Annotated in this window: 10 protein-coding genes, 1 tRNA gene and 1 pseudogene; 3 read left to right on the forward strand and 9 right to left on the reverse strand. The window is 65.4% G+C overall.

The annotated features are described in order from the left end of the window. Positions 1-45: 45 nt before the first annotated feature. Positions 46-567, reverse strand: coding sequence for an ATP-binding protein (locus tag FB465_RS05735; protein ID WP_145788178.1), 522 nt, complete (start codon positions 565-567; stop codon positions 46-48). Positions 568-1015: 448 nt separating this feature from the next. On the opposite strand from FB465_RS05735, the gene FB465_RS05740 reads away from it, so the two are divergent. Next, positions 1016-1103: transfer RNA gene (locus tag FB465_RS05740), tRNA-Leu, on the forward strand. 149 nt (positions 1104-1252) lie between these two features. Here FB465_RS05740 and FB465_RS05745 read toward each other — a convergent pair. After that, on the reverse strand, positions 1253-3337 hold the full coding sequence (locus FB465_RS05745) for a recombinase family protein (RefSeq protein WP_211785728.1): 2085 nt from the start codon (positions 3335-3337) through the stop codon (positions 1253-1255). Positions 3338-4069: 732 nt separating this feature from the next. Here FB465_RS05745 and mihF point away from each other — a divergent pair. Together mihF and FB465_RS36700 are read left to right on the forward strand one after the other, a co-directional pair. Beyond that, the gene (gene mihF, locus FB465_RS05750) at positions 4070-4384 is read left to right on the forward strand and encodes an integration host factor, actinobacterial type (RefSeq protein ID WP_145788180.1); all 315 of its coding nucleotides are present in this window, start codon (positions 4070-4072) and stop codon (positions 4382-4384) included. A gap of 518 nt (positions 4385-4902) precedes the next feature. Beyond that, a pseudogene (locus tag FB465_RS36700) lies at positions 4903-5049 on the forward strand (transposase); the annotation flags it as partial. A 36-nt stretch (positions 5050-5085) separates the two neighbouring features. On the opposite strand, the gene FB465_RS05760 reads toward FB465_RS36700, so the two are convergent. The 7 genes from FB465_RS05760 to FB465_RS05790 form a co-directional block, all read right to left on the reverse strand. After that, complete coding sequence (locus FB465_RS05760; RefSeq protein ID WP_211785729.1) at positions 5086-6111, reverse strand: LLM class flavin-dependent oxidoreductase; 1026 nt, start codon at positions 6109-6111, stop codon at positions 5086-5088. Between the two features lie 279 nt (positions 6112-6390). After that, positions 6391-6621: an MbtH family protein gene (locus tag FB465_RS05765; RefSeq protein WP_145788184.1), complete on the reverse strand. Its 231-nt coding sequence runs from the start codon at positions 6619-6621 to the stop codon at positions 6391-6393. Positions 6622-6654: 33 nt separating this feature from the next. Beyond that, entirely contained in the window at positions 6655-7836 is a 1182-nt protein-coding gene (locus tag FB465_RS05770) for an ornithine cyclodeaminase family protein (protein ID WP_145788186.1), read from the reverse strand. A gap of 45 nt (positions 7837-7881) precedes the next feature. Continuing rightward, positions 7882-19974 carry a non-ribosomal peptide synthetase gene (locus FB465_RS05775; protein ID WP_145788187.1) on the reverse strand — a complete coding sequence of 4031 codons (12093 nt, stop codon included), beginning with the start codon at positions 19972-19974 and terminating at the stop codon, positions 7882-7884. A gap of 100 nt (positions 19975-20074) precedes the next feature. Further along, complete coding sequence (locus FB465_RS05780) at positions 20075-21421, reverse strand: condensation domain-containing protein (RefSeq protein WP_145788190.1); 1347 nt, start codon at positions 21419-21421, stop codon at positions 20075-20077. A 118-nt stretch (positions 21422-21539) separates the two neighbouring features. Continuing rightward, a complete protein-coding gene (locus FB465_RS05785; protein ID WP_145788191.1) occupies positions 21540-21788 on the reverse strand; it encodes a phosphopantetheine-binding protein in 249 nt (82 codons plus the stop codon). A gap of 18 nt (positions 21789-21806) precedes the next feature. Continuing rightward, on the reverse strand, positions 21807-23018 hold the full coding sequence (locus FB465_RS05790) for an acyl-CoA dehydrogenase family protein (protein WP_246192527.1): 1212 nt from the start codon (positions 23016-23018) through the stop codon (positions 21807-21809). Positions 23019-23633 lie beyond the last annotated feature (615 nt).

Raw genomic sequence — 23633 nt, forward strand, 5'->3', positions numbered from 1 at the left:
CGTCGCCCTCGTCTGACGGTCTGGCGGCCTGGTGGCCCCGGCTCGTCAGCGCTGCCAGGCGCTGATCGGACCGCCGTCCGCCTCCCCTTCGCGGGGGGCGGGGAGCGGCAGCGAGGCCCAGACCACCTTGCCGCCCTCCCCGGTGCGCTCGACGTCGCAGACCCCGCCGGCCTGCAGCGTCACGCTCTTCACCAGCAGCAGTCCCCGGCCGCCGAGCTGCCCCAGATCGCTCTCCAGGGCCTTGGGCCGGTACGGGTGGCCGTCCTCGACCGAGATCCGCACCCAGCCGCCGCCGATCGCCAGCTCCGTGGTGAGGTAGGGCGAGAGCACGGCGGCATGGGTGACGGCGTTGCTGACCAGCTCGGAGACGATCAGGAGCAGATCGTCGATCAGCTCCTGGTAGTGCAGCCCCGCCATTCCCTGGGCCAGCAGCCGGTCACGCACCGCGTGCCGGGTCTGCGGCACCGCGGCCTCGTGCGCCACCGCCGAGAACCGCCAGACCCCCTCGACCGGCACTGCCCCGGGCCGTCTGGTCACGGGCTCGGCCGCCCCGCTGATCTGTTCCACGTCAAGCCGCCCTTCACGCGGGTGATGGGAACCACCACCGACGGCCCGGACCGCCGGCCCTTCGGGAATCGGGCGTTCCGCTCAAGGCTCCCTTGGTCAACAGAGGCTAGGAGAGCACCGGGGGGCGGCGGGGCAGCGACTGGAACTTGACGCTCGCCGACGTGTCCTGACCGACCAAGGTCGAGTTCCGACAGATTCCGTGCCCTTTGCGCTCGAACCTCAGCCGGAACATTCACCACGCCGGGACCGCGTCCACCTCGACCACCCCACCCACACGGCCGGACACCTGCCCCATGTCTGACTTGCGCCGATCTGTCCGTTTCCCTCCTGTGGCACCCGCAACGCCCGCCCATCGGTGACAGAAACGCAGGTGAGAAGCACTCCCGGGGCCTGGTAGTGTTCTCTCTGTCGCCAAGGGGCCCAGCAAGAAACCCGAGGCACACACCCTGTCCGGGTGGCGGAATGGCAGACGCGCTAGCTTGAGGTGCTAGTGCCCTTTATCGGGCGTGGGGGTTCAAGTCCCCCCTCGGACACCACGCGACAAAACCCCTGATCAGGCCTCTGACCAGGGGTTTTGTCATTTCTGGAGATTCTTTCGGGCCTCGACCATGATCATCATTGGTCCGGCGCAGCGCGCTGACCTGCAGCTTTTCCCGTGGGGGTTCAAGTCGGCTAATTATGAAGATTATGCACGGATAGCCCCTGCGCATTCCTCGCCAGACCAGCCCTGACCTGCGGTTTCTCTCTTTCGGCGCCGTGGGGGTTCAAGTCGGTGCGAGCGTGAGATCGTCTCCCGATTTATCGCATGGCCGTTCGATATAGGTGCTTTGACCTGCGCCTTCTCCTGGTCGGCCGTGGGGTTCATATCGGTGAAAGCCGTCGGAGTATCTGCGGCGCCTTCTGCCCATGCGGCCAGGGGCAGTGCGACGGTCCCCTGCCTCAGCGAGGCAGGTACTGGGCCTGAGCGGTCCAGTGACAGGTCGGCGGCCAGGACGGGCAGGAGCGGAGCACTGCGTGGCGTGTACTGGTTGAGGTTGATCTCGACTCGGGCGTTGTGCTGTTCCGGGTTGTAGAGCAGGGTCAGGTCGAGGCGTTCGTAGAGGTCTGCTCGCTTGGCCGGATCGGTGCTGGGCAGAGCGGCGGTGATGTCGCGGCGGGCGGCGCGCAGGAGATCGGCCGCTTGGTCGTGGCTGAGGTGGCGGTCGCTGTTGGCGCCGGCCGACGGATGGAGTTCGGCTTCGGCGCCGGCGCGGACAGCCTGGGTCTGCGCGATCCATCGGGTGACGACGGCCGGGTCGGCGCCGGCTTCGAGGGCCGCGCGGTGGGTGGCGAGTCTCGCGTCGCAGTCGGCGATGGTGCGTCTGGCAGCGGCGACGTGCCTGGGGTCCACGCCAGGATTGGTGAGCACTCCGATGACGGCCTCGATGCGGCTCGGGGCGGTAACGCCCTTGAGCCAGGCGTCCAGGGGCACGGTGATGTACTGCTCGCGGAGGTAGAGGTTCGGCGGATGGCCGGCGGAGCTGGGAAGGGCATACTCGCCGGCGGTGCGGCACCGGTAGTAGGGCGTGCCGCGCACCCAGTTGCCCTGCATCATGTGCCCGCAGAGTGCGCACCGGATTCTGCCCCGCAGCACATAGAGGTGCGGGCAGCTGCGGATGCCGTTCGGGCCGGCCAGGTGGGCGTGGGAGTTGATGATGTCCTGGACCTGGGCGAACGTCTCGTCGTCGATGATCGCCTCGTGGACGGGATGCTCGGAGATCACCCATCGCTGGGGCGGGTTGCGGCGTACGACGGTGGTGCAGCCCAGGCCTACCTCGTCGACGTCGAGCAGGACCTCGTCCCGGCGCTGCCGGTTCCACACCTGACGCCCCGTGTAGCGGGGGTTGAGCAGGATCGCCCGCACCGCCGACTTCGCCCACCCCGCACCACTGCGACGGGGATTACGGCCCGGATCGCCAGCTGACGGACACGGGATGCCCATCCGGGTCAGGACCTCGGCGATCGCGAAATAGCCGAGCCCGTCGAGGAACAGACGGAAGATCAGCTGCACCACCAGCGCGGCCCTCGGATCCGGGACCAGGCCGTGCAGACGCTTGCCGTCGGCGGCCTTCGCCGGATTCGGATGCGGCCCCAGGTCAGCGAGCACATACCCGTACGGCGGACGCCCGCCCAGGAACCGGCCCTCCTCCCGCGTCTGCGCCGCCATCGCACTGCGCACCCGGACACGGATCCTGCTGCGCTCCCCCTTCGACATCCCCCCGAACACCGACATCACCAGGTCGTGTGCCTCGTTCTCCGGGTCCACCGGCCCGCCGACCTCCGGCACCCACAACGGCACCCCGTAGTGGACGAACAGCGGGAACGTGGCCCCGAACTGGCTGCCGTAGAAGGCACGCTGCGGCTCACCGATCACCACCGCATCGAAACCCCGACCCGGGTCAGCCACCGCCCCCAACAGGGCAGCCGCCCTCGGCCGGCGCTTCCACGGCAAGGCGCGGCTCTGCCCGATGTCGAAGTACTCCGCACTCACCACTCCCCCAACGGGAGCGACCAACGCCGTCGCGCGCGCCAGCTGCCACAGCCGCGAAGCCCCCGGATCCTGGTTGTCCTCCGTCGACACCCGCCCATAGAACGCAAACCGACAGCACATCACCGGCGCCAGCGGCCGGGCGGACTCCTCCGGCCGGACAACCCACCGCGGGACGGAACGGGTATCGGTTCCAGTCGTCATGACGAACCTCCCGGCGCGAAACCACAGCCGCGCCGACAAGCGCGACGTGCTTCACCGGTAACCCCGACAAAGCGAGGAAGCCAGCACTGTCGGCCGCAGAAAGGCCCACCCTCATGGCCGTCCAACATCGGAACGAACGCCCCGCACAGATTCGTCTGGTCGCGATGACAGGAGCCCGGGCCTTCCCCTGCTGTGAGGACACAGGCACTGGATCTTGATGGTCCAGGAGATTGGAGTCCCTGTGGGGATGAAGCACTCCTACCGGAGTTCAAGGCGGACAGACGCGGTCGCGTTGTACCGCTCGCGGACGGGCACCACGGTCGCCGCAGACCTGGGCGCCGCCCGAGATACCGTGGAGCTGGATCCGCGCGGCGGACCAAGGCAACACGAAGAGCGCTCAACCAGCACGCCCAGCTGCCTCGTTGGAGGCGGAGAACGAGGCTCTGCGCAAGGAGGCCGCCGAGCTGAAGCGGGAACGGAAGATCCAGCGCCAACACGGGGCCGGGCGAAGCCGACAGCGCTGGAACTCGCTGCGCTGAACGACCCGGACCTGCCAGAAGCCCTGGCCGGACGACTGCCCGAACAAGGTCGGCCGCGCCTACCGCCCGCACTGGTTCTGACACCGGATCAACGGCCTGATGCCGGGGGACAGGGCGAGCGACGGCGTCGTGTGCGACATCCGGCGAGTTCTCCTGATCTCCGCCAAACCGCTGGTCACCGCCCATGTAGTGGGACGATGATGGCCATCTGCTGTTCTACGAAGGGACGTCCATGGCTCTGCCGACACTGACCGTCGAGGCCCGCGCGGAGGCGCTGAACAAGGCGCTGGCCGTCCGCCGCGAACGCGGCGAGCTGCTAGCTTCGCTCAAGGACGGCAAGGTCACCCTGGGCCAGGTACTGGAGCGTGAGGACACGGTCGTCGGGAAGACGCCCGTCCGCCGTCTGCTTGAGTCACTGCCCGGCGTCGGCAAGGTCCGCGCAGATAAACTGATGACCGACGTCGGTATCTCCGACAGCCGCCGTGTCCAGGGCCTCGGCCCCCGCCAGCGCGAACGCCTCCTCGAACTCATCGCGCCCCAGCGCTGACAGTCCGCCAGCGAGGAGAGTCCCCGGTGCAAGGCGGGGACCTCCTCGCGTTCAAGCCCGGTCGGCAGCCGCGCCCGACAGGTGCGCGATCAATCACCGCGATGTCGCGGCCGGCTGCCGCCTCGCACGGCTCGCACGGCTCGCAGTGCAGCCTGACCTCGTAGCGGCGAAGCGCTCAGTGAACGTCGCCAGTGCCCGATCAAAGCCTGCACCCGCAGCGACAGCCGCATGCTCACTTTCCTCCCCTCGAGCTCCACGACATCCAGTCCAAGGCCAGGACTGAGCAGCAGACCCCTCACCGACCCACAGCTCCCCCTGGAAGCAGTCTGTGACCGGCTCCTGACCGCACTGCGCCACCCGGACGACCACGACGACGTGGCCCTGCTTATCGTCGAGGTCGCCACCGTCAACGCCTGGGGGGTAAAACGAGCGTTGGGCTCTACCCCGGGTTGTGGACACTTCCGAGAAGCGGATCTTCGGGTCCGTGGAGAGGATGTCCTCATGGGTGCTGCGAGGTAGTGTCGGGGGAGTTCAAGCGGGATGCGGTCGCGCTGGTGGAGTCCAGCGGTCGGCGTGTTTCGTCGGTGGCGGCGCGGGAGCTGGGCGCCAACCCGGAGTCGCTACGTCAGTGGGTCGCGCGGTCGCGGGCTGCCGCGGCCGCTTCGAATCCGGGCGAAACGATCCCGCATCGCTCACGGCAGTCAGTCAGCACGCACAATGTCCGCCACTGCGGCAGCAGCCTGCTCGAAAACCAAAGCCGTGTACTGGAGTTCCTCCTCATTGCGTGGCACGTCGAGGATGAAGGTGTGGCAGCCGAGCTGAATGTACCGCGCTACCTCGGCACTGACCTCCTGGTAGCTGCCCACGAGGTAGGGGCAGCGACTCCGATAGTTCCTGAACGGTCCGAGCCAGTAGGGACTGTCCGGCCCCGCCGGGCGCTCCTCCAGGTCCGACAGCCGCGCGTACCAGTGCGAGTCCGAGACCTTCTTGGCCATCGTGTGCATGATCCGGCCCCTGCGATCAGGCGGGAACCTGTCCAAGGCAACACGCCAGGCCTCGGCCGAGGTCTCGCGGGCAATAATGCCAATACGGACTCCGCCGATGGCAACGTCTACTGGGGAGTTGTCATTCAGCGGTTCGGGATACCTGATGGGTGTCGCGCCGATCGCCCCGGCGGCGGCCAGGCCGGCGGGCGAAGAGCCGGAGATGAGAATACCAGGTTGAATCGCCGGGGGCAGGGACGGCGTCATGGCCAGGTTCTTCACTGCGTAATACCGACCGCCGAAGGTCACCGGCTCCGGACCCGCCAGCAACCCCTTGATAATCAGGGCGTATTCCACGAGACGCTGATAGCGCTCATCGTGCGGTGTCCGATCGCCGAGGGCGGCCAGGTCGTTCTGGAAGCCGCCCGCCACAAGGTTGAGACAAACTCGCCGACCGTAGAGACAGCCGTAGGTCGCGATCATCTTCGCGGCGGCGTATGGGTGAAGGTAGGCAGGCTGCAGCGCGATCAGGGGAGCCAGCCGCTCCGTGCTCCGCAGGACCTCCTGCCCTACCAACCACGGGTCAACGGTACTGTTGTCCGTGTAGATGAGCGTCCCGTGAAAGCCGGCCTGTTCACTCCACTGCGCGATCTGCCGAATCTGCGTCAGATAATCGCGCTGGTCCGCCTTCGAATATGAGAAGGTGGTGAAGAGCTCGAGTTCAGCTGGGGCAGTGTCACTCATGCGTTGCCTTTCCTGATGCCGGTCAGAGCCGGCTCCGGATGAAGAGCGCCGGGACCGCTGATGAGGTCCCCTCATGGAGCAGATCTATGACCCCGAGGAAAAGAGACCGCCACTGCACCTTCCCAATGGCCGTTAGCGGCAGCGGAGAGGCGCGATTCTCTCCAAATATTATTCCTCGAAGACCCATCTGCGCGGATGGCCAGGCGCAGGCGGTCACGCATACCCCGTGAGGTCGGCCTACGGTAATTCTCCGCCGACTGTCCCGAGGCACCTGCGGCGTCAGAGGCGCTCTGAGCCCGCATCGCTTTCCATAGCCACCACCAGGCTCCTGGGCCGCATGTCGACCCAGCTCCTCTCTATAAAGTCCAGGCAGGACTGATGGTCGGCCTCCGACAGCAAGACGGTCCACCCAGAAGGCACCTCAACGACTGCGGGCCAGAGGGAGTGCTGACCTTCGTCGTTGGTCAACACGAGGTACGTGCCTTCCGGATCCTCGAACGGGTTGGTCATATACTTTCTCCTTTTTATAAGTGCTCCGATCGGCTACACGAACGGGATGGACCCGTACGCTCGGCTTCCCGTCATCTCATCGTCGCGATGAGCCAGACCGGGAAAGCTGGAAGCAGCCGACTCGTCGACTTCCGGCTGCCGGATTCCCTTGTTCGACACCTGGCCGGGGATGCTGTTGTGCGGAGTGGCATAGGGGTTGAGCGCGTCGAAGGAACCGGCTTCCAGCTGCACTACCGTGCCGATGCCGTGCAGCTCGGCAAGTTCGATGAGCACATCGAGGGCCACATGGTCCTCGAGCGCGAAGCCGGTCGAGTCGAAGACTGTCCGGGATTCCTTGTGAGGGTGCGCCAGATGCGGTGCAGCGCAGAGCTCCGGTAGGGCGGCGCCGATCTCGCCGCGCTCAAGGCGCTGGCACTCCCCTTCTCGCTGGGCCTGCTGCACGTGGTCCGGGCTCACATACGCCGATCTGAGCACCTGGAGGGGGATCTCCACCTTGCCCGGTATGTCGGCGCCTATGGCATTGATGTGCACGTGGTCCTTCAGTCGCTCGCCCCGTAGGACGGGACCGGCATTGACGTCCACCGAGGTTGCGGTGCAGATGACGTCGGACCTGCTCTCGAGTTCCTCCAGGGTGGCTTCCCTGATGTCGAGACCCAGGAAGGAGGCGCGTTCGAGGTACGAGCGCCGGTGATCCGGATTCACATCGTGGACAAGCACTTCGCTGACATCGAGCACGCGCGAGATCGCATGAAGCTGTGTCACGGCCTGGGCGCCCGCCCCGATGAGACCCACCGTGCTACTGCCTGGGCGGGCGAGGAGTCGCGTGGCCACTGCCGATGCCGCGCCCGTGCGTATCGCTGTCGGCAAGACCGCGTCGGCGATGGTCAGCAGGTGCCCGGTCTCGTCGTCGATGCGAGCGAGAGTACCGAGGATTGTCGGCAGGCCATGATAGCCAGGATTGTTCGGGGCATAGGACACGAGCTTGATCGTGGCAGCGCGGCCAGGTTCATGATGCGGCATCCACTCCAGCACGCCCGCACGGTGTACACCGGTAATGAAGCCCGCGCGCGGCGGCGTACGGAGACTGTCGCTGTCGGATTCCCGAAACGCAAACTCCAGCCGTTCGATCATCTGGTCCATGAGCCGATCACGCCCGACGATCGCCACGAGTTGGTGAATATCGTCGCTAGCGAGAAGAAGTGTTTCCCGAGCCATTTCATCTTCCTTTTTCGGTCACTTTGCAAGGTGCCTGTGATTCGTCTATTCGGAGGCGCGCGAGTCAAGATATACGCTCAGGTATTTTCCGATCTCGGTTGCTGCCGTTGATATCATGTCATGGTGGCCGCAATCAAGAAGAACGGACTCCACGCGACCTGTGATAAAACTGCTCCAGGTGTTTCCGATAGTGGCGTACGCGCCCTGCTCGCGCTGAGCAACGAAAAGCAGGAGGTCGCCGACGAAAGTCTCGGGGGAAAATTCCTGCAGGATCTCCAGATTGTTGACCCCGACGTCGAGGGCGTCCTCCACTTGCTGATCAGTGGCATCGGCAAGGGGATGGAACCCTTCTCGCACCATGCGGATGAGATCGGCGCGGGCCAGTCGATGCGGCTGCTGCGGGATTTCGCCCGCTAGGTTCTCAATGGCCAGCAGAACGAGCCCGTCTTCGTCGGAGACAATCTGACCGCCCACCGTGGAGTTTGGATAGCTGTCGAACATCACAAGAGACTGGACGTCGGCACCGTTCTCCTGGAGCTGTGTCGCCATGGAATGCGCCACGTGGCCGCCAAACGACCAGCCCAAAAGATGGTAGGGGCCCAGTGGCTGGATCCTCTTCACTTCGGTGAGGTAGTCCCGCGCCATTTCTTCGATCGTGGCGGGGAGAACTCGGCGTCCGTCGAGCCCCCGGGCCTGGAGAGCGTAGACCGGGTACTCGTCCGGGATATGCGCGAGGAGTCGAGAGTAAGCCCACCCGAATCCTCCCGCCGGATGAACGACGAAGAGTGGCGGCCGGCTCCCTGCTGTCCGCAGACCGAGAAGGATCGGATAAGCATCGTCGGTCTCCATGGCCGCAGAAACCTTCCGGGCCAGGCCCACCACGTCAGGCGAAGCGAAGAGGGCTTTCGGCGATAGATCCGCCCCAAGTTCGGTACGGATGCGACTGAGCAGGAGCATGCCTAGGAGCGAATGCCCGCCAAGGTTGAAGAAGTTGTCATCGATAGTGACGTTTGGCAGGCCAAGTACCTCCGCGAACAGCCGGCACAGCACTTTTTCCTGGCGTGAACGGGGCGCCCGGCCCGACGAGGTCAGGTCGTAGCCAGGAGCGGGCAGCGCCCCGCGATCCAGCTTCCCGTTCGGTGTCAACGGGAACGCATCCACCACCACAAACACCGAAGGCACCATGAAACCGGCAAGCCGCTGCACCGCGATCGACCGCAACGCCTCAACCGTGACCGTCCGGCCAGGCACAGCCAGCACATAGGCAGCGATCCGATGATCACCAGGCTGATCCTCCCGAACGACCACCACGGCGCGCTCAACATCGGGGTGACCGGCCAGGACCGCTTCGATCTCACCGAGCTCGATCCGGAAACCCCGCACCTTGACCTGATGGTCGGTGCGGCCCAGATACTCCAGCTCACCACCGTCGTTCCACCGCACCAGGTCACCGGTCCGATACATCCGCGACCCGACAGCACCATACGGATCAGCAACAAACCGCTCCGCTGTCAGCGCCGGACGCCCCAGATACCCGCGCGCCAGACCCGCCCCAGCGATGTACAACTCACCCGCCACCCCAACCGGAACAGGCCGCAAACCACCATCCAGAACATATGCGCGAGTGCGTGCGATGGGGCGCCCGATGGCCGGGGTGCCGACCACCTCGGTGAGCTGCTTGACAGTTGACCAGATGGTGGTTTCGGTCGGGCCGTAAAGGTTCAGAACGGCGCCGGACGTCTTCGTCATCCTTGTAGCCAGAGGAACCGACAGGGCCTCCCCACCCACGAGAATGCGCATGCCGCTCATCACCTGCTGCTGCTCAGCCAGCAGCGGCTGCCAGAACGAAGGCGTGCCCTGCAGCACCGTCACGGCGAACCGGCTGCAGAGCGAGGCGATGACGGCCGGGTCGCGTACGTCGTCCTTTCCTGCGACAACTACGCCTGCCCCGGAGACCAGCGGGAGATAAATCTCCAGCGCCGCGATGTCGAAGGAGACGGTGGTGACGGCCAAAAGACGGTCATCCGAGGTGAGAGGTATCTCCTGCTGCATGGCGGACAGGAAAGCAGCGACTGCGCCGTGAGGGACGACCACGCCCTTGGGCCGGCCGGTGGAGCCTGAGGTGTAGATGACGTAGGCGGGATGCCGCGGGTCCCGTGCCCGGTCGGGGTCGGTGGCCGGGAAGCCGCTGAGGTCCAGCGTGTCGAGGAACACTGACGGCACGCCAGTGACGGGGAGACGACCGCTCGTCGCCGTATCGGTGAGCACACAGGCCGGCGCGGCGTCGTCGAGCATGTACGCCAGCCGCTCGGCCGGGTAGTCCGGATCCAGCGGCAGATAGGCGCCGCCCGCCTTGAGCACCGCCAAGAGCGCCACGACCAGGTCGACGGAACGAGGCAGAGCAATAGCCACGAACCGCTCCGGACCGATGCCCGCAGCGATGAGGCGGTGAGCCAACCGGTTCACACGGACGTTCAACTCCGCATAGGACAACGACTCCTGACCGTCGGCCACCGCTAAGGCGTCGGGCGTGCCAACTGCCTGCGCCTCGAACAACTCCGGGAAGCAGAGTTTTGGGACGTCCTGGGTGGTGTCGTTCCAGTCGACCAGGATCTGCTGCCGTTCCTGCGGAGCAAGGATCTCGATATCCCCGATACGCAGGTCGGGGTCAGCGGCCACGGCTTCAAGGACACGTAGGTAGCGGTCGGCCATGGCTTCGACGGTGGTCCTGTCGAAGAGGTCCGTCGCGTATTCGACGGTCCCCTCGATGGCCTGCGGGTGGTCACCCGCCCCGCGCCGCTCCTCGAACGAGAAGCTCAGGTCGAATCTTTCGATTCCTGTGCTGATGGCTTGGGTGGTGGTGGTGAGGTTTTGGAGGTCCCACTGGGGTGGGGTGTTGTTCTGGAAGGCGAGCAGGATCTGGAACAGCGGGTGGTGAGCGGTGCTGCGCGGTGGGTTGAGTGCGGTCACCAGCTGGTCGAACGGAAGGTCGCCGTGGGTGTAGGCGTGGAGGTTGGTCTCCCTCGTACGTTCCAGCAGCGCGCGGAATGCGGGATTGCCACCGGTGTCATTGCGCAGGACAAGCGTGTTCACGAAGAAACCGACGTGGTCGTCGAGTTGGGAGTCGCCGCGTCCTGCGGTGGGAGTCCCGATCGGAATGTCCGTCCCCGCACCGTGACGCGTCAGCAGCGTTGCCAGAGCAGCCTGCAGGACCATGAACACTGTCGCGTTGCACGCCTGTGCCAGCACTGCGAGCCGACCGGTCAGCTCGGGTGAGAGCCGGATCGGTACCGATCCGCCGCGATGGGTGGGCACGGCGGGGCGCGGGCGGTCGGCCGGCAGGTCGAGCGTTGTCGGCAACTCCGCCAACTGCCCCGTCCAATAGTCGAGCTGCCGGACACGGACCGCGGACGGACTCTCATCCAAACCCAGCAGTCGTTGCTGCCACAGCGCGTAATCGGTGTACTGGACCGGCAGCGGCTCCCACTGCGGCACCCCGCCACCACACCGGGCGTTGTACGCAGCCGAAAGGTCCCGCGACAACGGGGTATTTGACCAGCCGTCAGTCGCGACATGGTGGATGACCAGCACAAGCGTGTGCTCCTCGGGGCTCTCCCGAAACAGCACTGCCCGCAACGGCAGATCCCCCGCAAGGTCGAACGGGGCCCGTGCCGTCTCATCGACCAACGCCGCGAGGCCGCCGGACCCCACATCCACCGCCGGCAACGCGATACGTGCTTCCTCGACCGGCACTACCCGCTGATAAGGACGCCCGTCCACCTCGTAGAACACGGTCCGCAACGGCTGATGACGTCCCATCACATCATTGACCGCATCCTCGAGCGCCCGCTCGTCCAACGGCCCCGCCAACCTCAGTACCTCGGGCTGGTTATAGGTCGCGTTCGGCCCCTCCAGCCGATTCAGGAACCACAGCCGCTGCTGCGCCGGCGACAACGGAACCGGTCCCGAGATCTCCACCGGCTCCAGCACCGGGCGGTCATCGGCACCAGAGCCCAGGCACCCGGCCAACCCGGCCGGGGTGGAGCACTGGAACACCGCACCGACCCCCACCGAGACCCCGAGCACCTCCCGCACCCGGCTCACCAGACGCGTGGCCAGCAGCGAATGCCCGCCCAGCACGAAGAAATCGTCATCAACCCCCACACCCGGCAGCCCCAGAACCTCCGCGAACAACCGGCACAGCACCTCCTCCTGCGGCGTCCGCGGACCACGACCCACACCCGCCGACACCCCCGGCACCGGAAGCGCCCCGCGATCCAGCTTCCCGTTCGGCGTCAACGGGAACGCATCCACCACCACAAACACCGAAGGCACCATGAAACCGGCAAGCCGCTGCACCGCGATCGACCGCAACGCCTCAACCGTGACCGTCCGGCCAGGCACAGCCAGCACATAGGCAGCGATCCGATGATCACCAGGCTGATCCTCCCGAACGACCACCACGGCGCGCTCAACATCGGGGTGACCGGCCAGGACCGCTTCGATCTCACCGAGCTCGATCCGGAAACCCCGCACCTTGACCTGATGGTCGGTGCGGCCCAGATACTCCAGCTCACCACCGTCGTTCCACCGCACCAGGTCACCGGTCCGATACATCCGCGACCCAACAGCACCATACGGATCAGCAACGAATCGGGAGGCGGTGAGCGCCGGCTGTGCGTGGTAGTTGGTGGCCAGTTGGACGCCTGCCAGGTAGAGCTCGCCGGGGATGCCGGGTGGGCACGGGCGCAGTGTGGTGTCCAGGACATACACCCGGGTGTTCCAGGCGGGCTTTCCGATCGGCACCGGGCCGGTGCCGCCCGCGACACAGGTGTGGCGGGTGACATCGACGGCGGCCTCGGTGGGTCCGTAGAGGTTGTGCAGCGGTACGTCGGGCAGGGTCCGGTGGAACTCATGGACGGCTTCGCGGGGCAGTGCCTCACCGCTGCAAAAGACTCGCCGCAGCCCGCCGCAATTGGCGGCGTCGGGTTCGGCGAGGAAGACCAGCAGCAGCGAGGGGACGAAGTGGCAGACTGTGACGCGCTCTTCACGTATGGTGCGAGCCAGGTAGGCGGAGTCCCTGTGGCCGCCCGGTTCGGCGACAACGAGAGCGGCGCCTTCACGCAGTGGCCAGAAGAACTCCCATACCGACACGTCGAAACTCGACGGTGTCTTCTGCAGCACCCGGTCGTGCGGGGCCAGGCCGTACTCGGCCTGCATCCAGCGCAGCCGGTTGTCGATGGCGCTGTGGGGGATGACCACGCCCTTGGGTCGGCCGGTGGAGCCTGAGGTGTAGATGACGTAGGCGGGATGCCGCGGGTCCCGTGCCCGGTCGGGGTCGGTGGCCGGGTAGCCGCTGAGGTCCAGCGTGTCGAGGAGCACTGACGGCACGCCAGTGACGGGGAGACGACCGCTCGTCGCCGTATCGGTGAGCACACAGGCCGGCGCGGCGTCGTCGAGCATGTACGCCAGCCGCTCGGCCGGGTAGTCCGGATCCAGCGGCAGATAGGCGCCGCCCGCCTTGAGCACCGCCAAGAGCGCCACGACCAGGTCGACGGAACGAGGCAGAGCAATAGCCACGAACCGCTCCGCGCCGATGCCGTCGGCGATGAGGCGGTGAGCCAACCGGTTCACACGGACGTTCAACTCCGCATAGGACAACGACTGCCCGCGGAAGACGACAGCGGTGGCATCCGGCGTGCGGGCGGCCTGGATCTCGAATGGGCCGTCGAGAGTCCCCGGCACCATGTCTCGACTGGTGTCGTTCCAGTCGACCAGGATCCGCTGCCGTTCCTGCGGAGCAAGGATCTCGATATCCCCGATACGCAGGTCAGGGTCAGCGGCCACGGCTTCCAGGACACGCTCGAAATGGTTCACGATCCTGAGTACCGTGGTCTGGCTGAAGAGATCCCTCGCGTAGGACAGGTACCCCCCTAGACTGCGGTCGTCGGAGGTGCTTGTACTCGGGTCGTCGAAATAGAAGCTGAGGTCGAATCTTTCGATTCCTGTGCTGATGGCTTGGGTGGTGGTGGTGAGGTTTTGGAGGTCCCACTGGGGTGGGGTGTTGTTCTGGAAGGCGAGCAGGATCTGGAACAGCGGGTGGTGAGCGGTGCTGCGCGGTGGGTTGAGTGCGGTCACCAGCTGGTCGAACGGAAGGTCGCCGTGGGTGTAGGCGTGGAGGTTGGTCTCCCTCGTACGTTCCAGCAGCGCGCGGAATGCGGGATTGCCACCGGTGTCATTGCGCAGGACAAGCGTGTTCACGAAGAAACCGACGTGGTCGTCGAGTTGGGAGTCGCCGCGTCCTGCGGTGGGAGTCCCGATCGGAATGTCCGTCCCCGCACCGTGACGCGTCAGCAGCGTTGCCAGAGCAGCCTGCAGGACCATGAACACTGTCGCGTTGCACGCCTGTGCCAGCACTGCGAGCCGACCGGTCAGCTCGGGTGAGAGCCGGATCGGTACCGATCCGCCGCGATGGGTGGGCACGGCGGGGCGCGGGCGGTCGGCCGGCAGGTCGAGCGTTGTCGGCAACTCCGCCAACTGCCCCGTCCAATAGTCGAGCTGCCGGACACGGACCGCGGACGGACTCTCATCCAAACCCAGCAGTCGTTGCTGCCACAGCGCGTAATCGGTGTACTGGACCGGCAGCGGCTCCCACTGCGGCACCCCGCCACCACACCGGGCGTTGTACGCAGCCGAAAGGTCCCGCGACAACGGGGTATTTGACCAGCCGTCAGTCGCGACATGGTGGATGACCAGCACAAGCGTGTGCTCCTCGGGGCTCTCCCGAAACAGCACTGCCCGCAACGGCAGATCCCCCGCAAGGTCGAACGGGGCCCGTGCCGTCTCATCGACCAACGCCGCGAGGCCGCCGGACCCCACATCCACCGCCGGCAACGCGATACGTGCTTCCTCGACCGGCACTACCCGCTGATAAGGACGCCCGTCCACCTCGTAGAACACGGTCCGCAACGGCTGATGACGTCCCATCACATCATTGACCGCATCCTCGAGCGCCCGCTCGTCCAACGGCCCCGCCAACCTCAGTACCTCGGGCTGGTTATAGGTCGCGTTCGGCCCCTCCAGCCGATTCAGGAACCACAGCCGCTGCTGCGCCGGCGACAACGGAACCGGTCCCGAGATCTCCACCGGCTCCAGCACCGGGCGGTCATCGGCACCAGAGCCCAGGCACCCGGCCAACCCGGCCGGGGTGGAGCACTGGAACACCGCACCGACCCCCACCGAGACCCCAAGCACCTCCCGCACCCGGCTCACCAGACGCGTGGCCAGCAGCGAATGCCCGCCCAGCACGAAGAAATCGTCATCAACCCCCACACCCGGCAGCCCCAGAACCTCCGCGAACAACCGGCACAGCACCTCCTCCTGCGGCGTCCGCGGACCACGACCCACACCCGCCGACACCCCCGGCACCGGAAGCGCCCCGCGATCCAGCTTCCCGTTCGGCGTCAACGGGAACGCATCCACCACCACAAACACCGAAGGCACCATGAAACCCGGAAGAACCCGGGAAAGCCGACTCCGGAGCTCCGCAGAAGAAATCACCCCTCCCGACACCGGCACCACATAGGCGACGAGACGCTTATCCGTCCCGTCCCCCTCTTGCAGAGCCTGGGCAGTCACATGTGCCTGCGCAACGTTGGGCTGGTCGGTCAGGACCGCTTCGATCTCACCGAGCTCGATCCGGAAACCCCGCACCTTGACCTGATGGTCGGTGCGGCCCAGATACTCCAGCTCACCACCGTCGTTCCACCGCACCAGGTCACCGGTCCGATACATCCGCGACCCGACAGCACCATACGGATCAGCAACAAACCGCTCCGCTGTCAGCGCCGGACGCCCCAGATACCCGCGCGCCAGACCCGCCCCAGCGATGTACAACTCACCCGCCACCCCAACCGGAACAGGCCGCAGACCACCATCCAGAACATAGCCGCGGGCATTTCCGAATGGCTTTCCCAAGGGGGCCGTCGGCGGCCAGTGGTCCATCTCGCCCGCCATCGTGTGAAGCGTCATGGCATGGGTCTCGGCGGGGCCGTACACATTATGGATCCTGCGCCCGGAGCGTCGCTGCAGGAACCTGCGTAGTCGGTCGCTCAGGACCAGAGCCTCTCCGCCCTGGAGCAGGTCAGTCAGGTCGGGAAGCTGGAGGTCGAGTTCGTGGGCCGATTCGGCCAAGGCGTCGATGGCGAGGTTCGGAGCGAAGAGTTCGTTGATTCGCTGCTGCTCAAGCCAGATAGCGAGATCTTCCGAGCTTCTGCGTACCTCATCACTGGGAATGACCAGTGCTTTGCCCATGACTAGTGTGGCGAGGATCTCCTGCATGGAGAAGTCGAATCCGATGGCGGTGAACTGAGCGGTTCTGACACCCGGTCCTCCGGGGTACGTCACAGAGTGCTGTACGAGCAGGTTCATGAGCCCTGCCGTGGGCATGACCACAGCCTTGGGCCGGCCGGTGGAGCCTGAGGTGTAGATGACGTAGGCAGCGGTCAGCTGTGAGACGTACGAAGTGCGGTCGGCGTCGATCGGATTCTCCGACGACGCTGCGGTCAGGTCCGCCACCAGCTCGGCGTCATCGAACACGAGGCAGTTGAAGGCCCTCTCAGGCCAGCGGGAGCTGAACTCTTCTGTCGCCAGGACGACGGTCGGCGCGGCGTCGTTGAGCATGTAGCCGATGCGGTCGTCGGGGTATGTCAGGTCGATCGGCAGATAGGCGCCGCCCGCCTTGAGCACCGCCAAGAGCGCCACGACCAGGTCGACGGAACGAGGCAGAGCGACCGCGACGAGTCGCTCCGGGCCGATGCCCGCAGCGATGAGACGGTGAGCCAACCGGTTCGCGCGGGCGTTCAGCTCCGCATAGGACAACGACTCCTGACCGTCGGCCACCGCTAAGGCATCGGGCGTGCGGGCCACTTGGGCTTCGAAGAACTCCGGGAAGCAGAGCTTTGGAACGTCTCGGGTGGTGTCGTTCCAGTCGACCAGGATCCGCTGCCGTTCCTGCGGAGCAAGGATCTCGATATCCCCGATACGCAGGTCAGGATCAGCCGCAACGGCCTCCAGGACACGTAGGTAGCGGTCGGCCATGGCTTCGACGGTGGTCCTGTCGAAGAGGTCCGTCGCGTATTCGACGGTCCCCTCGATGGCCTGCGGGTGGTCACCCGCCCCGCGCCGCTCCTCGAACGAGAAGCTCAGGTCGAACTTCGCCGAGGATGATCCGATGGCTTGGGTGGTGGTGGTGAGGTTTTGGAGGTCCCACTGGGGTGGGGTGTTGTTCTGGAAGGCGAGCAGGATCTGGAACAGCGGGTGGTGAGCGGTGCTGCGCGGTGGGTTGAGTGCGGTCACCAGCTGGTCGAACGGAAGGTCGCCGTGGGTGTAGGCGTGGAGGTTGGTCTCCCTCGTACGTTCCAGCAGCGCGCGGAATGCGGGATTGCCACCGGTGTCATTGCGCAGGACAAGCGTGTTCACGAAGAAACCGACGTGGTCGTCGAGTTGGGAGTCGCCGCGTCCTGCGGTGGGAGTCCCGATCGGAATGTCCGTCCCCGCACCGTGACGCGTCAGCAGCGTTGCCAGAGCAGCCTGCAGGACCATGAACACTGTCGCGTTGCACGCCTGTGCCAGCACTGCGAGCCGACCGGTCAGCTCGGGTGAGAGCCGGATCGGTACCGATCCGCCGCGATGGGTGGGCACGGCGGGGCGCGGGCGGTCGGCCGGCAGGTCGAGCGTTGTCGGCAACTCCGCCAACTGCCCCGTCCAATAGTCGAGCTGCCGGACACGGACCGCGGACGGACTCTCATCCAAACCCAGCAGTCGTTGCTGCCACAGCGCGTAATCGGTGTACTGGACCGGCAGCGGCTCCCACTGCGGCACCCCGCCACCACACCGGGCGTTGTACGCAGCCGAAAGGTCCCGCGACAACGGGGTATTTGACCAGCCGTCAGTCGCGACATGGTGGATGACCAGCACAAGCGTGTGCTCCTCGGGGCTCTCCCGAAACAGCACTGCCCGCAACGGCAGATCCCCCGCAAGGTCGAACGGGGCCCGTGCCGTCTCATCGACCAACGCCGCGAGGCCGCCGGACCCCACATCCACCGCCGGCAACGCGATACGTGCTTCCTCGACCGGCACTACCCGCTGATAAGGACGCCCGTCCACCTCGTAGAACACGGTCCGCAACGGCTGATGACGTCCCATCACATCATTGACCGCATCCTCGAGCGCCCGCTCGTCCAACGGCCCCGCCAACCTCAGTACCTCGGGCTGGTTATAGGTCGCGTTCGGCCCCTCCAGCCGATTCAGGAACCACAGCCGCTGCTGCGCCGGCGACAACGGAACCGGTCCCGAGATCTCCACCGGCTCCAGCACCGGGCGGTCATCGGCACCAGAGCCCAGGCACCCGGCCAACCCGGCCGGGGTGGAGCACTGGAACACCGCACCGACCCCCACCGAGACCCCGAGCACCTCCCGCACCCGGCTCACCAGACGCGTGGCCAGCAGCGAATGCCCGCCCAGCACGAAGAAATCGTCATCAACCCCCACACCCGGCAGCCCCAGAACCTCCGCGAACAACCGGCACAGCACCTCCTCCTGCGGCGTCCGCGGACCACGACCCACACCCGCCGACACCCCCGGCACCGGAAGCGCCCCGCGATCCAGCTTCCCGTTCGGCGTCAACGGGAACGCATCCACCACCACAAACACCGAAGGCACCATGAAACCGGCAAGCCGCTGCACCGCGATCGACCGCAACGCCTCAACCGTGACCGTCCGGCCAGGCACAGCCAGCACATAGGCAGCGATCCGATGATCACCAGGCTGATCCTCCCGAACGACCACCACGGCGCGCTCAACATCGGGGTGACCGGCCAGGACCGCTTCGATCTCACCGAGCTCGATCCGGAAACCCCGCACCTTGACCTGATGGTCGGTGCGGCCCAGATACTCCAGCTCACCACCGTCGTTCCACCGCACCAGGTCACCGGTCCGATACATCCGCGACCCAACAGCACCATACGGATCAGCAACAAACCGCTCCGCTGTCAGCGCCGGACGCCCCAGATACCCGCGCGCCAGACCCGCCCCAGCGATGTACAACTCACCCGCCACCCCAACCGGAACAGGCCGCAAACCACCATCCAGAACATATGCGCGAGTGCGTGCGATGGGGCGCCCGATGGCCGGGGTGCCGACCACCTCGGTGAGCTGCTTGACAGTTGACCAGATGGTGGTTTCGGTCGGGCCGTAAAGGTTCAGAACGGCGCCGGACGTCTTCGTCATCCTTGTAGCCAGAGGAACCGACAGGGCCTCCCCACCCACGAGAATGCGCATGCCGCTCATCACCTGCTGCTGCTCAGCCAGCAGCGGCTGCCAGAACGAAGGCGTGCCCTGCAGCACCGTCACGGCGAACCGGCTGCAGAGCGAGGCGATGACGGCCGGGTCGCGTACGTCGTCCTTTCCTGCGACAACTACGCCTGCCCCGGAGACCAGCGGGAGATAAATCTCCAGCGCCGCGATGTCGAAGGAGACGGTGGTGACGGCCAAAAGACGGTCATCCGAGGTGAGAGGTATCTCCTGCTGCATGGCGGACAGGAAAGCAGCGACTGCGCCGTGAGGGACGACCACGCCCTTGGGCCGGCCGGTGGAGCCTGAGGTGTAGATGACGTAGGCGGGATGCCGCGGGTCCCGTGCCCGGTCGGGGTCGGTGGCCGGGAAGCCGCTGAGGTCCAGCGTGTCGAGGAACACTGACGGCACGCCAGTGACGGGGAGACGACCGCTCGTCGCCGTATCGGTGAGCACACAGGCCGGCGCGGCGTCGTCGAGCATGTACGCCAGCCGCTCGGCCGGGTAGTCCGGATCCAGCGGCAGATAGGCGCCGCCCGCCTTGAGCACCGCCAAGAGCGCCACGACCAGGTCGACGGAACGAGGCAGAGCAATAGCCACGAACCGCTCCGGACCGATGCCCGCAGCGATGAGGCGGTGAGCCAACCGGTTCACACGGACGTTCAACTCCGCATAGGACAACGACTCCTGACCGTCGGCCACCGCTAAGGCGTCGGGCGTGCGGGCCACTTGGGCTTCGAACAACTCCGGCAGAAGGAGTCGCGACTGCTTGCCTGTCGAAGCCATGGAACTCCTCGTGTTCTGCGCTGCGTTGGCCCGGCTACGACGGTGCGCTCCCCCTGCCACAGGGCCTTAACGTGGGTATGAATGCCTGGTCGCGAGTGGGTTACGGCTGTTCCAGAAGATTTGAACAGCGTGCCAGGATGTCGCCCAGTTTTCCCTCCGCACCACCGGCGAGGCGGTGCAGCTCCTCGTCGTACCAGGTCAGCATGGAGTGGAGCTTGGGTTCTGGGATCAATTTTGTGTCACTTCTGATAATGATGGGCATATCAGGCGCACTGTGTACCTTGATATTGAGGCGCGGGCCGATCTGGCGGTAATTGGATGTCCGCTCGATTCGGCCGGGAATAAACGGGCCGGCCAGGTCCGCCGACACGGGATTAACGTCATACGCAGTGAAGTTGAAGAAATGGTCGAAATCAAGTTCTCTGCCGCGCTGCTGCCGAACCAGGTCCGTGATCTCGTCGAAGTCGTAAGAGCCATGCCGGTAAGCTGTAAGGCCGGCCCACTGGACGCGTGCCGCAAACTCTGCGAATGACAGATCTGCCGGACCGGTTTCCAAGACGAGAGGCACGAATTGGTTCATAGAACTCACCACGCCACGCCACTGGCGGTCGAAGCGGTTGCTCGACTGCAGGGTCAGCACGACTTGCGTTTCGCTGGTCGCGGTAGATATCGCCAGGGCGGAGAGGGCCAGAAGTACGCTCTGCGGCGATACCTTTACCCGCCCGGCAGTGATCCCCAGCGCGACGCGAGCGCCTGGGGAGTGGAGGGCGGCCTCGACCCGACCTGGAACGTCCTCCGCAGGCGGCTCGAATGGGAACGTTGTGGCCGGCAGAGCATCCAGCATCCCCTGCCAGTAACCAGTGACTGCCTTCCGTTTCCGACGCCAGCCGTCAGAGCGCTGGGCTAGGGCGAGGGCGGTAGGTTGCGGTGGCTGGTCGGCCAGCCAGTGCACGCCTTCCGAATTGTCCGCCCCCAACATGGCCGACAGCTCAGCGCGGAGCCTGCGGAACCCGAACCCATCGGCAACGATGTGATCGAGAACTATGAGCACGTGAGTCGGCTTGCCTCGATCCGTCAGTACAGCGAAGCGGAAGCCGAACTCGGATTCCCAGTCGAAGCGTCTGGCTGCCAGCTGCCAGGCGATCTCCAGGGCTTCCGCAGATGTGGCACCGGGCTTCTCGATGGACTGCACGTGCACCCTGCGGTGCGGTCGCACGACCTGCCGGGGGCCGGAAGCTGTATCCACAAAGTTGGTGCGCAGCGACTCGTGACGCTCGCTCAGCCTGTTAACGGCTTCTTCCACCTTGTCGAAGCTGCTGAGAGGGGGAGTCGGCAGGGCGGCAACGATGTACGTTTCCGACCAGCGGTCCAGCGGATACGTCTGCAACACCCGCCACACCGACAGCTGGCCGAAGGTCAGGGGGGCCATCGAGTCATCAGTCGTCATGTGTTACCACTCCTCGTAAGCCTGACAGCCGGACGCAGCGAAGTCCGCCCGTGCTGATCACAGACATGGCAGTACCGCCTAACGCGGCGGAGCCATCGCCCCGCCGAGTATGGGAGTCCTATACGACCGAATCCTTGAGGAGGTCCGAGATAACCGCCCGGAGCGCGCCTGCCGTCTCAAAGGTTTCGGAGACGAGCAGGTTGTCCGGAATCGAGAGGTTAAAACCGTCCTCCAGGTCCATTACCAGACTCACCGTGGCGAGCGAGTCGAGCCCCAGATCAGCCAGCAGCGCGTCCTCCGGGACAACTCCGCCGCTCAGCGGCAGATGCTGCCCGAGAATCTCATCGAAGTCACGCGACCACGTCATAGCAGCTTTCCGTCCTCATTAGATATCGGTTTCACTCGACGCAATCAGGCTCTCGGGCAGAAGCGTCACCGTGCGGTCGAGCAGCGTCAGGGCCCCGTTCATCGTCAGTAGTCGGTCGTTGCTGTAGTTCAAGCTCGCCGAGCGCAGATCCCGAAAGTTCCGCTCGATCTGGATCACCGAGTCCTTTTTGTAGCCGGAGAAAAGCCCGGCAACCTCCAGCAGTCGGTCGACAGCGCGAAACGTCATCTCCGACGCGACGACTTTAAGGTTATTGAGATGGATCTGCGTGGATGTACTACTCAGTGATGTCTTGTCCCGTCGACGCACCAGGACCTCATCGCGGACGACACCGAGATACGCTGCGACCAGCTCGATGTCAATCCTGGCGCGCGCGATTCGCTCCGCCATCAGTTCCGAGTGACGGGCCTTGCCGCGAGATCTCACCAAGGTCAGCACATTGGAGAGCGCACCCCGTGCTGTGCCGAGCCATATCGCAGACCAGGCGAGGTGCCCGGCGGGAATCATGCTTTCTATCGCGACCCGCTTGAACTCGCCAGGCTCACCGATAACTTGGTGAGCCGGCACCGAGCCCCCCAGACGCATACCCTGGCTCTCGGTCCCCCGCATCCCTAACGTGTCCCAGGTACCAAAAGACTCCAGGCTCAGCTGCTGCCGGTCGGCATAGAACAGGGTGACACGGTGGTCGGCCGCGTCGGGCGACTCACGCATGGTCACGAGAAAGCCCTCCGCATGAGCTCCGCCGGTGACGATAGGCGTTTCGCGCTCGAATCGCAGGTTTTCGGCATCCCCCTCGACCGCGGCCCGTCCGCTGAGCAGATGGCCGCCCTTACCGGGTTCGCTCGTTATGGAGGCAAGGTAGACCTCACCCGACGCCACTCGTGGCAGCAGCTCATCACGCAAATGCTGCGAACCGAACTGCACGATGCAGTCGATCTGCTGGCAGTGCATCGCCCAGATCATCGCCGTCGAGGAACAGGCTGACGCCAGCATGCCGGCCAAGGCGATCAGGTCACCGAGGTCCCCTCCGCTCCCGCCGTACTCCTGGGGTACAAGCAGGCCCATCAGGCCATTGGCTCGCAGCAGCTGAACGGCCTCGTCCGGAAAACGAGCCGAGCTGTCCGTAGCGGCAGCCTGGGCCCTGAGCACCGGCAGAACTGATCGAGCTTCCCGGTAGGCAGCCGCTATCGCATCGCTTTGAATTTCCGTCACCCCCGTTGACTAAATTCCATGGAACAAGTGTGGCTGAGCCTCGGTTACAGCTGCTGCTCCTGCTCTCGTCCCCGAACTACTGGAACCGTCGTCCTCACGTGGATTACCTGCCCGGACGTGAAGTTCACTCGGTGCCCCTCGAACTACCCAAGGTCAAAAGAGTGTGCCGTCGGCCGCCAGCAGACCTCGGACCGCACCCCGCCAGCTGACGCTCCTGAGTGTTGGCTGAGGCAGTGACAACCTCCATCACGCCATCCAATGACAGACCTTGACTGTATGTCAACTATTTTCTGGTGAGTCCGCACAGGCGTGTGAGCGGCAACTAGGGGCGCTCCACGCGCAATCCGATTGGCCGGCACCGAGACCGCGTTTGAGATCTCACTTGATCATGATCCAGCCGTGCAAGCCGCAGACTCAACCAGCTTCCTGATCAGTGGTTTTACCCTGCGGCCCGTCCGGCCAGCCAGGGCTGAACTCCCTGGTCGGGCAGACCTCAAACGTGATCTGAGGGATGGCACGTCCGCCGCCCCTGGATAGAACTCCCCTCCGGTCGCAACCAGCACTCCAAGCGCCTCTACATTGCCCCAAACCCCCCAATAGGCGACATATTCGGCT

This window comes from Kitasatospora atroaurantiaca, assembly GCF_007828955.1.
In the GTDB taxonomy this organism is placed as follows: domain Bacteria; phylum Actinomycetota; class Actinomycetes; order Streptomycetales; family Streptomycetaceae; genus Kitasatospora; species Kitasatospora atroaurantiaca.